At 61.7% G+C, this 13,015-nt stretch carries 11 protein-coding genes; 9 read left to right on the forward strand and 2 right to left on the reverse strand.

From position 1 onward, the window contains the following. Position 1: 1 nt before the first annotated feature. From PFLCHA0_RS02640 to PFLCHA0_RS02660, 5 genes are read left to right on the forward strand one after another with little or no spacing between them, the layout of a single operon-like run. On the forward strand, positions 2-1,414 hold the full coding sequence (locus tag PFLCHA0_RS02640) for a PIG-L deacetylase family protein (RefSeq protein ID WP_015633913.1): 1,413 nt from the start codon (positions 2-4) through the stop codon (positions 1,412-1,414). 53 nt (positions 1,415-1,467) lie between these two features. Then, complete coding sequence (locus PFLCHA0_RS02645; protein WP_019093035.1) at positions 1,468-2,346, forward strand: DUF6625 family protein; 879 nt, start codon at positions 1,468-1,470, stop codon at positions 2,344-2,346. Positions 2,347-2,348: 2 nt separating this feature from the next. Beyond that, positions 2,349-3,500 (forward strand): glycosyltransferase, encoded by a 1,152-nt coding sequence (locus tag PFLCHA0_RS02650; RefSeq protein ID WP_015633915.1) that lies wholly within the window; start codon positions 2,349-2,351, stop codon positions 3,498-3,500. Further along, positions 3,500-4,384 carry a glycosyltransferase gene (locus tag PFLCHA0_RS02655; RefSeq protein WP_015633916.1) on the forward strand — a complete coding sequence of 295 codons (885 nt, stop codon included), beginning with the start codon at positions 3,500-3,502 and terminating at the stop codon, positions 4,382-4,384. Before PFLCHA0_RS02650 ends, PFLCHA0_RS02655 begins: the two co-directional genes overlap by 1 nt. Positions 4,385-4,398: 14 nt before the next feature. After that, positions 4,399-5,019 (forward strand): CatB-related O-acetyltransferase, encoded by a 621-nt coding sequence (locus PFLCHA0_RS02660; protein ID WP_011058898.1) that lies wholly within the window; start codon positions 4,399-4,401, stop codon positions 5,017-5,019. 79 nt (positions 5,020-5,098) lie between these two features. Here the strand turns inward: PFLCHA0_RS02660 and PFLCHA0_RS02665 are convergent, their stop codons facing one another. Further along, complete coding sequence (locus PFLCHA0_RS02665; RefSeq protein ID WP_015633917.1) at positions 5,099-6,961, reverse strand: O-antigen ligase family protein; 1,863 nt, start codon at positions 6,959-6,961, stop codon at positions 5,099-5,101. Positions 6,962-7,117: 156 nt separating this feature from the next. On the opposite strand from PFLCHA0_RS02665, the gene msbA reads away from it, so the two are divergent. The 4 genes from msbA to hldE all read left to right on the forward strand — a co-directional run bounded on the left by msbA (position 7,118) and on the right by hldE (position 11,955). Continuing rightward, positions 7,118-8,923, forward strand: a complete 1,806-nt coding sequence (msbA, locus tag PFLCHA0_RS02670; RefSeq protein WP_011058900.1) for a lipid A export permease/ATP-binding protein MsbA — start codon at positions 7,118-7,120, stop codon at positions 8,921-8,923. 187 nt (positions 8,924-9,110) lie between these two features. Then, the gene (locus PFLCHA0_RS02675) at positions 9,111-9,815 is read left to right on the forward strand and encodes a sulfotransferase family 2 domain-containing protein (RefSeq protein ID WP_015633918.1); all 705 of its coding nucleotides are present in this window, start codon (positions 9,111-9,113) and stop codon (positions 9,813-9,815) included. Beyond that, complete coding sequence (gene cysC / locus PFLCHA0_RS02680; RefSeq protein WP_015633919.1) at positions 9,808-10,419, forward strand: adenylyl-sulfate kinase; 612 nt, start codon at positions 9,808-9,810, stop codon at positions 10,417-10,419. The genes PFLCHA0_RS02675 and cysC overlap by 8 nt, the downstream gene beginning before the upstream one ends. A gap of 102 nt (positions 10,420-10,521) precedes the next feature. Beyond that, positions 10,522-11,955: a bifunctional D-glycero-beta-D-manno-heptose-7-phosphate kinase/D-glycero-beta-D-manno-heptose 1-phosphate adenylyltransferase HldE gene (gene hldE / locus PFLCHA0_RS02685; RefSeq protein WP_011058903.1), complete on the forward strand. Its 1,434-nt coding sequence runs from the start codon at positions 10,522-10,524 to the stop codon at positions 11,953-11,955. Between the two features lie 51 nt (positions 11,956-12,006). On the opposite strand, the gene PFLCHA0_RS02690 is transcribed toward hldE, so the two are convergent. Next, positions 12,007-12,978 (reverse strand): hypothetical protein, encoded by a 972-nt coding sequence (locus PFLCHA0_RS02690; RefSeq protein WP_011058904.1) that lies wholly within the window; start codon positions 12,976-12,978, stop codon positions 12,007-12,009. Between the last annotated feature and the right edge of the window lie 37 nt (positions 12,979-13,015).

Genomic DNA, 13,015 nt, shown 5'->3' on the forward strand with positions numbered 1-13,015 from the left:
CATGAGTCGCAAGCAACAACTGCTCAAGCGTCACCGGCGCAATAAACGAATCGCTCTGTTGATCGGGCTGGTGCTGCTATTGGTGGCCGGCATCCTGGTGGCCTGGTGGGTGCCGGTATTGCTGGCGGTATTGGCCTGGCTGGCCCATGAAGCCTGGTTTGCCGATCATCTGTTCTATTCGCCCAAGGATGATTACTGCTACGACTTCGGCAGCGATGCCCAGCAGGCCGCTGTGCGCCTTGAAGCGGGGCGCCTGTTGCTGGAGGCGCCGCTGGCGCTGGCCGGGGATGAAACCCTGGTTCTAGGCGTGCACGTCAAGAGCTCGTGGCTGGGACGTTTTCTCGACCCGGCTGTTGAGGTGTCGGGCGGTCCGCTTGCCGATCGTCAGGTGTTCGAGCGCGGGGTCAATGGCCTGCGCTACCTCAACCTCAGCGGCCTGGCCAGTTCCCTGGTCAGTGGCGAGCTGAGGTTGCGCGGGCGCTTCTGTCGGCTCCGCATCCAGCCGCAACTGATGTTCTGGCGGGATCCCGACTACCGGCGCCAGCGGGTGATGGTGATCGCTCCCCATGCCGACGATGCCGAGTTGGCAGCCTTCGGTCTGTACAGCCAGGCCGACGAGGCCTGGATCGTGACCCTCACCGCAGGCGAAATCGAGGCTGAGCATTACCAGGCCATGGGCATGAACCCGGCAGAGGCGGCGCGGATCAAGGGGCGCTTGCGGGCCTGGGACAGTATTACTGTGCCGCGCTGGGCCGGGGTGCCTGAATCCCATTGCGTGCAGTTGGGCTATTTCTGCCTGCAGCTGCCTGCCATGCAGGCCTCCCCTGAACAGCCGGTGGCCTCTCGCGAGGCGCAACTGAGCGATATCCGCTTGTTCCGCCAGTTCAATCCATTCCCGCTGCCCGCCGACCAGGACGGGTTGCCGACCTGGAACAATCTCCTGGCCGACCTGCGTGAGCTGCTGCTCAAGGCGCGCCCTGAGGTGATAGTGTTGCCGCACCCGACGCTGGACCCTCATCCCGACCACATCTGTGCTCGCGAGGCGGTCATGCAAGCCCTGGAAGGGCTGGCCTGGCAGCCGACCACTATCCTTGGCTACGCCAATCACCTGCATGACAACGACCGCTGGCCCATGGGGGATTCGGGCGCAGGCATTGCGTTGCCGCCGGTGTTCGAGTCGACGGCGGTGTTGCGTCCCTGGTGCTTGTCACTGTCCCAGGGCGAGCAGTATGACAAGGCCATGGCCTTGGGCATGATGCATGACCTGCAACCGAAAATGCCGTTCAAGCGACGCCTGCGCAGGTCGATACAATGGCTTATGGCCAGTAGGATGCCTTCAGCACTTGGGGAGAATGAGTTCTTTCGCAAGGCGGTCAGACGCCATGAGCTGTTCTGGCTATTGCAACAGCGATAAACCGACATAACCATGGGGGCGTTTTGTAGCCCCAATCCGACAGTGAGTCCTTTGTGATCAATCCTCGCCCGCGAATCTTGTTTCTCATGCCCTACTTCGGGCGTTGGCCATTCTGGATGCCGTTTTTTCTCGAAAGCTGCCGCCGGAATCCGGATATAGACTGGCTCTTTTTCAGCGACTGCGGGACCCCGGACAATCTGCCGCCGAACGTCAAGCTAGAAAGCATGAGCTTTGCTGAGTACTGCGCTTTGGTATCCCGGCGCCTGGAGATCGACTTTGCGCCCAATGCGGCCTACAAGCTCTGTGATATCAGGCCGGCAATGGGGTACATCCATATTGATCGTCTGGAGGGCTACGACTTCTGGGCCTTCGGCGATATCGACCTGGTCTACGGTGACCTGCGGGCCTATTTCACTGCGGATCGCCTGGCGGGGTATGACCTGTTCTCCACCCATGAACGGCGCGTCGCCGGGCACTTGTGCCTGATACGCAATACTGCACGTAAGCTTGAGTTGTTCAGGCAGATCAAGGATTGGCAGACGCGCTTTACCGACCAGCAGCATCACGCACTGGATGAAGGGGCGTTCAGTCGGATTTTCCTCTGGCGCAAGAACTTCCCGGAACCGCTGTTCAAGCTGGTGGGCAAGTTCAATCCATGGCGCCGCCGCAGTGAGTTCACCGAGGCCTTCAGCACGCCGGGCGGAGTCATCAAGTGGCATGACGGCAGCCGTGATTTTCCGACGCGCTGGTACTGGAAGGATGGGCATCTGACCAATGACCGCGACGGCGACCGCAGTTTCCCGTACTTCCACTTTGTGTGCTGGAAGCGCAATGAGTGGTCGCAGTTGCCGGAGCAGGATGCGCAGTCGCTCCAAGCCCTGGCCAGTGAGCCGTCCTGGATCATCGATGCCGCAGGTTTTCACCGGGGATAGTTATGAGTCAGCGCTTCAAGGTCCTGCAGTTGCAGCCGGACTACAACGTCAAATCCCACGACTTCGCCGATCTCGCCGAGCAGATCGTCAAGGCCTTGCCGGCTGAGCGTTACGAAGTCACCGCAGCGTTCCTGCGGGGGCGCCCCGGGCCGAACGATCCGGTGAGTCGCGCCGCGCATTCGGTGTATTTCGAGTTTTCCGACAAATCCCTCAAGGGCATGCGCCTGCGGGCCATGTGGCGGCTGTATCAGTTCTGCCGCAAGGAACAGTTCGATGTGGTGATCTGCAATCGCTTCAAGCCGGTGAACATGATGCTGACCCTCAACCGCTGGTTGAAGGTGCCGTTGTGCATCGGAATTTCCCACGGTTTTGGTGAGTACGACCGGCTTTACCGGCGCCGCCAGACCCAGCGTCTGATCGATCGGCATTGGCGCTTTGTCGGTGTGTCCCCGGCCGTCAAGCAGTACCTGCTCGATTGCCAATGCGGTTTCACCGACCAGAACACCTGGGCGATCACCAACGCCATCGACATTGAACAGGCAGAGGCCTTGCAGCATTCCCGCGAGCGCTCCCGAGAGTTGCTGGGGCTGGCCCCCGATGTGCGGCTGATTGGTGCCTTGGGCCGCCTGGTGCCGGTCAAGGGTCATACCTATCTGCTGCAGGCCTTTGCTCAACTCAAGGACAAGTACCCGAAAACTCAGTTGGCAATCATTGGTGCCGGTCGCGAGGAAGCCAATCTGCGTGCTGAAATCGAGCGCCTGGGGCTGCAGGGCCGGGCTCACCTGCTGGGGTTCAAGGAGAACGCCCTGCAATACGTGCGGGCCTTCGATATCTGGACCATGCCATCGCTGGCCGAGGGGCTGGGCCTGGCCTTGCTTGAAGGCATGAGCGGACAGTTGCCGGTGATTGCCTCGAACGTGCCGGCCATGCTGCCCCTGATCGAGGGGGCTGGCGGCCTGGCCGTGGAGCCGGCCAATGTATCGGCGCTGGTCACCGCGCTGGATGCCTATCTCGGGCTGTCCGACGAGGAACTGGCCGCCAAGGGCCAGCAGGCCTATGCCTATCTGCAGAAAGAACACGATATCGAGGTGTTCCGCGAGGAGTACCGGCAATTGATCGACTCCGGCTTGAGTCAAGCGGGCAAGAGGCAGTAATGGCAGACCAGCAACCTGTGGTGACGGTGATTATCGCCTCCTACAACCACGCGCCCTACATTGAGCAAAGCATTCTCAGTGTGCTCAACCAGACCTATCCGAACATCGAGCTGCTGGTGGTGGATGACGGTTCCAGCGATGACAGTGTCGAGCGTATCCGGCGCCTGCAGGAGCAGCATGGCTTCGACTTCCGGGTCCAGCAGAATCAGGGCCTGACCAACACTCTCAATGGTGCCATTGCACGGTCCAGGGGCAGCCTGATCGTGCCTTTCGGCTCCGACGACATCATGCTGCCCGAGCGCATTGCGACTCAGGTGGCCTACATGGATGGCAAGCCTGAGGTGGGGATCTGCGCGGGCAATATCGAGCTGATCGACAGCGATGGCAACCTGTTTCCCGAGAAGCGCCAGCGCCGTGACGTGCCGTTCCGGCGCCTGGACTTCGACGACATGTTCCTTGAGCGCAAGCCCTATCCACCGGCTCCGACCCTGATGATTCGTCGTGAGGCCCTGGAAAAGGTCGGCGGTTTCGATCCGAATATCCGTCTTGAAGACCTGCTGATCGAGTTGAAGATCACCCGGGCCGGCTATTTCATCGATGGCTTGAACGTGTTGATGGCGCGGTATCGCAAGCACGCCACCAACTCCTACAAGAACCACAGGTTCATGATCGACAACATCCTGCGTTCCTACGCCCTGTTCAGCGACCACCCGCTGTATGACGAGGTGCGCTACAAGTTCCTCAGTTCGATGTTCCTCAAAGTCTCCAATCGGGATCGCAAACTGGCACGCGAGCTGCTGGCACAGATTCCGTTCAAGGCCTGGAACAAGAAAACCTGGCGTGGATTGGGCCGCCTTTATTTTTCTCCACTGGAAAAAGACTGAAGAGACGCCGGAGCATGGGCTGGATTCAACGTTTTCTGGAGAAGCGCGCCAAGCGTGCGATCCGCAAGCTGCCGAAAATCGAGCGCGGCGTGGTGCGTTTCCAGCAGAGATATCCAGGTTACAGCATCGGGCGTGGCAGCTATGGCTTGCCCGAGGTGCATGACTGGCAGGAGGGCTCGACCCTGAGCATCGGGGCGTACTGCTCGATTGCCGAAGGGGTGCAGATATTCCTCGGTGGCCACCACCGAGCGGATTGGGTCACCACTTATCCCTTCCCGGCCATGCTGCCTCAGGCCGCGCACATCAGTGGCTACGCCGGGACCAATGGCGACGTCCGGGTGGGCAGTGATGTGTGGCTGTGTTCCAACAGCACGCTGTTATCCGGTGTGACCATTGGCCATGGTGCGATTGTCGCGGCGGGAGCGCTGGTCACCAAGGACGTCGAGCCTTATGCGGTGGTCGGTGGCAACCCGGCGCGTTTCCTGCGCTGGCGCTTTCCCGAGGAGCAGCGCCAGCAACTCTTGCAGAGTGCCTGGTGGGACTGGCCGGAGGCTGAGTTGCACGGGTTGGCCGACAAGCTCTGCAGCGATGATATTGACGGCTTCCTGGCCTACGCCCGGCAGCGCTCAGCCTGACCGCTCGCTGTTTAATCCCTTCCGAACCTGTTCCAGGCAGCCCTGTGTAGCTGTCATGGAACAGGTGCGTGCGCAGGGATCAGCGAGCCACCTGGTGCAGGTCATTCGCCGGTAGCTGCTTCAACAGTCCGGTGGCCAGGGGCATCGAGGTGCCCTGGGCGTAACCGGCCTGCAGTGCGTCCAGGTGCTCCAGGAACAGCCAGCCACAATCCTCGGCATAGCGCTGCATATGGCGCACATTGCGCTGGCGCAGCGATTTTCTCAGTGATGAGGGGTAGACCCGCAGGTCTGCAAGATCGATCAGCCCGAACTCGCCATTTTCCAGTACCAGCACATTGGCCAGGTGCAGTGAGCGGAAATACACCCCTTGCTCATGCAGGTTGGCCATGAAGGCGCCAAAGCGCTTGATCAACTTGGAACGCTCGTCGCCAGAGCTTGCCAATTGCAGACTCTGGCGCAGAGTCTGGCCGGGTAGCGGTTGGTAGCGGACGGCGTTGCTGCCGTCGGCAAGACGATACAGTCCGAGGATTTTCGGGGTGGTGATGCCCAGCTCGCGCAGTTGCTCGCTATTGGTGGCAAACCGCGTGGAGTAGGGGTTGAACCCTCCGGAGGTGTACCAGCGGCGAGGGCGAAACAGCTTGAGGAAGCTGCCGTCGTCAAGACGCAGGACCTTGGGGCCCAGGCCGTCGGCTTCGATAACCCGGGCATTGGCCATCAGCTTGTCGGCGTCGGCCTGGGTGAGCGACTCGACCGTGTGGCTGGGTGAGCGTCGCGCACGTTGGCTGATACACAGGGCAGCGATCAGGGCCAGGGGAATCCACAGCAGGAACCAGTGCTCTTTGGGGCGAGAGAGAATCCCGCCGCCTTCGGTCAGGCCTGCGCCAATGCCGAACATCAGCCAGGTCGAGGCCAGGATCAGTAGTGGTTCGGCCCGCAGTTGCCAGCTTTTGAACAGGGCCCAGGCCTGCATGAACAGCCACGGCAGAAGGCCGATGATGCCCACATAGTAGAGCACGCCCAGGGCGAAGTTATGGGGCTCTTGCAGCAGGAAACCGATGCCGGGGTCCAGGGACAGACTGGCGTTGTAGCCGTGGCCGATCCATGGGTGGTTGGCAATCTGTTCCAGGGCCAGGCGCCAGAGATCGAAACGCGAAGAGCTGCCCCGTTCCAGAAGCATCTGCGAGAACAGCGCAACGACGGCTATACCGCCTGCCAGCATGCCGCCCAGCAGCATCAGCGAACGACGGTTCCAACTAATGAAGCTCAGCCACAGTGCCGCCAGGGTCAATGCCACCAGAGGCGTTCTGGAGCCCGTGGCGATCAGCGCGGCGACCATGATGACCAACGCCGGAACGCTCAGCCAGAGTATCTGGTAACGACGGCAGTTCATGCTCAGGCACAGCCAGTAGACACAGAAGAACCCAAAGACATGGGAGCTCAGCAATGGGTTGTCAAAGGCGCCCGCACCGATCATGCGCAGTTCGGGGGTGTGGTATCGAACGAAGACGTACAGGTTGAAGATCGAGGCGATGAGAGCAACGATCGCAGCACAAAAGACCAGCGGCTGTAGCACCTCGCCGCGGTAGCGAACCAGTAGCATGCAGCCGGCGAACAGCATCAGGGTGTGCAGAGGCGTCTTGATTTCCCCCAGCACGCTGTCCACCAGAGGGCTCCAGGCCAGGCTGACAATGGCCCAGGTGCAGAACAGCAACATGGCGATGAAGACAGGTTCGCGCAGAAGGCTTTTCAGTTCGCTGGGGCGAGTACACAGCGCGATCAGCGTCGGGATGCTGAACAGTCCGTAGTACAGCTTGTGCAATCCACTGCGCCCCGGAAGGAAGAACATCGCACAGAGAAGCAGTAGATAACCGATCGGCAGAATCCACAGGCAAATGAAATCGAATACTCGATTGGCCGTGTTGTGAAGGGCATTGGGTTGCATGCTTGAACGTTCATCCCGGAAGTTAAGCTGGCAATCATAACGACTTATGGCTGGCGATGTCGTTGGTCAGCTGAACAATCTCGGGCCTATGGGAGTGCCAGTACCGCGAACAAGCTGTGCTAAAGTCAGCCTCCTTTTTGACGACATTCGCGTGATATGACCGACTCCAGTCCTGACGCAAGCCCCTCGAGCTTGAAAATCTACTTCCGTCTGCTCGGCTATGTGCGGCCCTATATTGGTCTGTTTCTCATCAGCATCGTCGGGTTTCTGATCTTCGCTTCGACTCAGCCCATGCTCGGCTACATCCTCAAGTATTTCGTCGACGGCCTATCCAACCCTCAGGCGGTGCTGTTTCCCGGTGTGCCTTATCTGCGCGACATGCAGTTGCTCCAAGCGGTGCCGCTGCTGATCGTGCTGATCGCTGCCTGGCAAGGCCTGGGCTCCTACCTGGGCAACTACTTCCTGGCCAAGGTATCCCTGGGGCTGGTGCACGATTTGCGGGTGCAACTGTTCAACAACCTGTTGACCCTGCCCAACCGTTACTTCGACAAGCACAACTCCGGGCACCTGATCTCGCGTATCACCTTCAACGTGACCATGGTCACGGGGGCGGCGACGGACGCGATCAAGGTGGTGATCCGCGAAGGCATGACCGTGATCTTCCTGTTCGGCTCGCTGTTGTGGATGAACTGGCGCCTGACCCTGGTGATGATCGCCATCCTGCCGCTGATCGCGGTCATGGTCCGCACCGCCAGCAAGAAATTCCGCAAGCAGAGCAAGAAGATCCAGGTGGCCATGGGTGATGTGACCCATGTTGCCTCGGAAACCATCCAGGGCTATCGCGTGGTTCGCAGCTTTGGCGGCGAGACCTATGAGCAGCAGCGTTTTCTTGCGGCCAGCCAGGGCAACACTGACAAGCAACTGCGCATGACCCGTACCGGCGCCATCTACACCCCACTGTTGCAACTGGTGATCTACAGCGCCATGGCGGTGCTGATGTTCCTGGTGCTGTATCTGCGCGGTGATGCTTCTGCCGGTGAAATGGTGGCCTATATCACCATGGCCGGTCTGCTGCCCAAGCCGATCCGCCAGCTGTCCGAAGTCAGCTCAACGATCCAGAAAGGCGTGGCGGGTGCGGAGAGCATCTTCGAGCAGTTGGACGTCGAACCTGAGGTCGATCGCGGCACCGTCGAGCGCGCCAGCATCAATGGGCACCTGGAGGTGCGCAACCTGAGTTTCACCTACCCGGGAACCGAACGGCAGGTGCTCGATGACATCAGCTTCAGTATCGAGCCCGGGAAAATGGTGGCGCTGGTGGGGCGTTCCGGCAGTGGCAAGTCGACTCTGGCCAACCTGATTCCGCGGTTCTACCACCACGACAAGGGCCAGATTCTTCTGGATGGCACCGAGGTCGAAGACTTCCGCCTGCTGAACCTGCGTCGGCATATTGCTCAGGTTACCCAGCACGTCACCCTGTTCAGTGACACCGTGGCCAACAACATTGCCTACGGTGACCTGGCCGGTGCGCCGCGTGAGGACATCGAGAAGGCCGCCGCCGATGCCTATGCCATGGACTTCATTGCCCAGTTGCCCGAAGGCCTGGATACCCAGGTAGGGGAGAACGGCGTACTGCTTTCAGGTGGCCAGCGCCAGCGCCTGGCGATTGCCCGGGCCTTGCTGAAGAACGCCCCGCTGCTGATTCTCGACGAGGCCACTTCGGCCCTGGATACCGAATCCGAGCGGCACATCCAGGCCGCCCTGGACAAGGTCATGAAGGGCCGCACCACCCTGGTGATTGCCCACCGCCTGTCGACCATCGAGAAAGCCGACCTGATCCTGGTCATGGACCAGGGGCGGATTGTCGAGCGCGGCAGCCATGCCCAGTTGCTGGCACAGAACGGCTACTACTCGCGGTTGCATGCCATGGGCCTGGAAGAGCCCGCGCCCAGCGGAATCGCCTGACCTGTTCCGGGGAGCGAGCCGGCTCGCTCCCCGGGGCCTTGGTGTGCAAGGCACCTTGGCATCATTTGTAGCCGCTTCCTTACAGTCTTGACCAAGCCTAAATAATTCTGCGTTTCCCGCTTGTTATGGTTCCCGCCTGAATCTTTGAACAGATCGAGGGGGCCATCCCTCTCGCGTGGGTAGCAGAATGTTGCAACGCTTTGTGTGGAAGTTATTACCCAAGACCCAGCGCAATTTCCTGCTTGGGCGCCTGTCGGTGGTGGATCGCCAAGTGGTGAACAAGTCCATGTCGGCCAATGTGCGCTTTCCTGATGCCTTCTCCCGGCACTCCTGCCTGTTCATTCATGTCCCCAAGTGCGCGGGCAGCAGCATCTGTTCGGCATTGTTCGACGGTTGGATGCCCGGGCACCTGCCGTTGTACTGGTACGAGCAGCAGTTTCCCCAGGCCTTTTCCAGCAGCTTCAAGTTTGCTTTCGTGCGCGACCCCCTGGAGCGCGCCTACTCGGCCTACGCTTTCCTGCGGGGCAATCGCCTCGGCCGACGGGACCAGGCAGCCCAGGCGCTGGTAGGGCATTACCGCGACTTCGATGACTTTATCGGCCGCTGGCTGCACCCGGAAACCATCCACAAGCAGATGCACTTTGCTGCCCAGAGCGATTTTCTCACCGATTCCCTGGGCCGCCTGGCCCTGGATTTCGTCGGCTATCAGGAGCACCTGCAGCGAGATTTCCAACTGCTGTGCGAGCAGTTGCAGGTCCAGACCCGACTGCCCCATGTCAACAGCACCCAGCAGCGCCATAGCACCCCCGTCAGGGATATCTGTTCGGTACGCACCCGGCGCCTGGTGCGCCGGGTCTATCAACGCGACTACGAGATGCTCGGTTATGAATAAGCTTGCCTGTGTACCGCTGGAGTGCCCGCAAATCCGTCCCTACAGCCTGTCGTTGTCCACCGAGGCCCGGGCCGCCCTCAAGCAGCAGCAACCCTGCTGTCTTTGGCTGACCGGATTGTCGGGGGCCGGCAAGTCGACCCTGGCCAATCTGTTGGAGCTGCGGCTCAACGAGTTGGGTATGCACACCTTCGTCCTCGACGGTGACAACGTTCGCGGTGGCCTGTGCAGTGACCTGGGAATGGGGGCCGAGGCGCGCAAGGAGAATATCCGCCGCATGGCCGAGGTGGCGCGGTTGATGGTGGACGCCGGCCTGCTGGTCATAGTGTCGGCGATCTCGCCGTTTCGCGCCGAGCGCGATGCCGCCCGCGCGCTGTTCGGCCCGGGGGAATTCATCGAGGTGTACGTCAGTACACCTTTTGACACCTGTGCCCGGCGTGACCCCAAAGGGTTGTACCAGGCTGCGCTGGAGGGGCGGATCAAGGACTTCACCGGGCTCGACAGCCCCTATGAAGCGCCGTTGCAGGCCGATTGCGAGATCGACACGGCGACCGTGGCACTGCCGGAGGCGATCCGCCGCCTGCTGCAACTGCTGCCCCGTAAATAAGCGGCAAGAATTCTTCGTCGGCCCCATTCAAGGCATAGAACTAGGCGGCGCCAACCCTGTGTTAATATCGCGCCCCTGTTCATTTTGTATGTGGGATGCTCCATGAAGTTGTCCATGCCGCGATTCGATCAAGCCCCCGTCTTGGTGGTCGGCGATGTCATGCTCGACCGTTACTGGCATGGTGGTACCTCACGGATTTCCCCTGAGGCGCCAGTGCCGGTGGTCAAGGTCGAGCAAATCGAGGATCGCCCCGGCGGTGCCGCCAACGTTGCCCTGAACATCGCTGCCCTCGGCGCGCCGGCCTCCCTGGTGGGCGTGACCGGCGACGATGAAGCCGCCGACAGCCTGGCCAACAGCCTGCAAGGCGCGGGCGTGCGTGCGCTGTTCCAGCGCATCAAGCACCAGCCGACCATCGTCAAGCTGCGGGTCATGAGCCGTCACCAGCAGTTGTTGCGTATCGATTTCGAAGAACCCTTCGCCACCGACGCCCTGGCCCTGGCGGCCGAGGTCGATGCCCTGCTCGACGGGATCAAGGTGCTGGTGTTGTCCGACTACGGCAAGGGCGCGCTGCGCAATCACCAAGTGCTGATCGCCGCTGCGCGGGCCCGGGGCATTCCGGTGCTGGCGGACCCCAAGGGCAAGGATTTCTCCATCTACCGCGGCGCCAGCCTGATCACGCCGAACCTCAGCGAGTTCGAGACCATCGTCGGCGGCTGCGCCGACGAGCACGAACTGGTGAGCAAGGGCGCGCAGTTGATGCATGACCTGGAGCTGGGGGCGCTGCTGGTGACCCGTGGCGAACATGGCATGACCCTGTTGCGCCCCGACCACCCGGCCATGCACTTGCCAGCCCGGGCCCGGGAAGTGTTCGACGTTACCGGTGCCGGGGATACGGTGATCTCCACCCTGGCGGCCGCCATTGCCGCCGGCGAAGAGCTGCCCCACGCAGTGGGCCTGGCCAATCTGGCGGCCGGCATCGTGGTTGGCAAGCTGGGTACCGCCGCCATCAGTGCTCCCGAACTGCGCCGGGCGATCCAGCGCGAGGAAGGCTCCGAGCGCGGGGTGCTGAGCCTCGACCAGTTGTTGCTGGCCATCGATGATGCCCGAGCCCACAACGAGAAGATCGTCTTCACCAACGGCTGCTTTGACATCCTGCATGCCGGGCACGTGACCTACCTGGAACAGGCGCGAGCCCAGGGCGACCGGTTGATCGTGGCGATCAACGATGACGCTTCGGTCAGCCGCCTCAAGGGCCCTGGCCGTCCGATCAACAGTGTCGACCGGCGCATGGCGGTGCTGGCGGGGCTGGGGGCGGTGGACTGGGTGATCAGTTTCCCCGAAGGCACCCCGGAAAACCTCCTGTCCCAGGTTCGGCCGGACGTGCTGGTGAAGGGCGGTGACTATTCCATCGACCAGGTTGTAGGTGCCGATATAGTCGGTGCCTATGGCGGCACCGTTAAGGTGCTGGGGCTTGTGGAAAACAGCTCGACCACGGCTATCGTCGAGAAGATCCGCAAGACCGACAAGGCCGAGTAACGGCCTTGCGGTCCGCAAAAAAGGCGCCTGTTGCAGGCGCCTTTTTTTGCCTCAGCCCTGGCGCCGGGCGTTGCCGGGGACGATCTTGCGCAGGATCTGCCGGGCCCGGCCGGTTAGCCGCGATAGCTTCGACGCCTTTTGCGGTGGCTCCAGGCCCCGCTGCCTGAGCCAGTCCTTCCAGCGAATCCGCTCGTCACTCACCACCCAGCCTTCCTGCTGGGCGAAGCTTTCCGCCAGGTACAGGCCGCGGGTGCTGGCCGGATGCAACTGGTCTTTCTTCAGGGTGTAGAGCTCGGCGCAGGGCTCGCCGTTGTCCAGGGGCATCAGGTACAGGTCCGGGCGCTTGCGGTCCAGCCGTGCCACCAGTTGGTCGCCCTCCAGGCGCTCGTCGACGTGGAACAGGCTCAGGGACTTGGCTTCCCTCGGCACGTCCAGGCGCAGGTCGTAGATCAACTGCAGTGAGGCGGTGGGCAGGTGCACATAGGCCCGGGGACGCTCCAGCAACTGCAGGTTGCCACAGCGCACCGGCAGCGCCGCCCCGGACAGCGGGGTCAGGCGAAAGGGCAGGGCCTCGCGATAGTGCAGGGCGCCGGCGTAGGGCGCGGGCAGCCAGGTGTCGTTGAAGCGCCCACCGAGCCAGCCTTCGGGGGTTTCCAGCAGGCATTCCTCGGCAATTTCCTGGATCGCGGTATGCAGTGGCAGGTTGAGCTCGTGAGCCGGGACATAGCCGGAAATCAGCTTGAGCACCACATCGCCGCGATCCTGGCGGCGCTGGCGCACCAGCACCCAGTAGTCGCGGTTCTGCCAGTGCAGGGTCAGGCGCACCGAGACTCCGAGGTTGGCCAGCTCCAGGGCGAAGCGCTGATTGTCGGCCACCGTCACCGCGCGCCGGCGCTGCAGGGTCTGGGCGAAGTTCAGCGGCATTCCGACGCTCTGGTAGCTCAAGCCTTCGGGAGTCGCTTCGACGAACAGGGGCAGGGTCTTGAAGTTGCTGGGGTTCTTTCTAATGAGCGGTCGCGACATCTCGGCTCCTTCTTGCGTCGGGGTCGGCCGCGTCGGC

Source organism: Pseudomonas protegens CHA0, assembly GCF_000397205.1.
Lineage (GTDB): Bacteria > Pseudomonadota > Gammaproteobacteria > Pseudomonadales > Pseudomonadaceae > Aquipseudomonas > Aquipseudomonas protegens.

Excerpts from the sequence above, each read along its gene's own strand:
- PFLCHA0_RS02650 (WP_015633915.1), top strand. The coding sequence starts at position 2,349 with ATGAGTCAGCGCTTCAAGGTCCTGCAGTTGCAGCCGGACTACAACGTC.
- PFLCHA0_RS02655 (WP_015633916.1), top strand. The coding sequence starts at position 3,500 with ATGGCAGACCAGCAACCTGTGGTGACGGTGATTATCGCCTCCTACAAC.
- PFLCHA0_RS02690 (WP_011058904.1), bottom strand. The coding sequence starts at position 12,978 with ATGTCGCGACCGCTCATTAGAAAGAACCCCAGCAACTTCAAGACCCTG.
- PFLCHA0_RS02675 (WP_015633918.1), top strand. The coding sequence starts at position 9,111 with ATGTTGCAACGCTTTGTGTGGAAGTTATTACCCAAGACCCAGCGCAAT.
- PFLCHA0_RS02640 (WP_015633913.1), top strand. The coding sequence starts at position 2 with ATGAGTCGCAAGCAACAACTGCTCAAGCGTCACCGGCGCAATAAACGA.
- msbA (WP_011058900.1), top strand. The coding sequence starts at position 7,118 with ATGACCGACTCCAGTCCTGACGCAAGCCCCTCGAGCTTGAAAATCTAC.
- PFLCHA0_RS02665 (WP_015633917.1), bottom strand. The coding sequence starts at position 6,961 with ATGCAACCCAATGCCCTTCACAACACGGCCAATCGAGTATTCGATTTC.
- cysC (WP_015633919.1), top strand. The coding sequence starts at position 9,808 with ATGAATAAGCTTGCCTGTGTACCGCTGGAGTGCCCGCAAATCCGTCCC.
- hldE (WP_011058903.1), top strand. The coding sequence starts at position 10,522 with ATGAAGTTGTCCATGCCGCGATTCGATCAAGCCCCCGTCTTGGTGGTC.
- PFLCHA0_RS02660 (WP_011058898.1), top strand. The coding sequence starts at position 4,399 with ATGGGCTGGATTCAACGTTTTCTGGAGAAGCGCGCCAAGCGTGCGATC.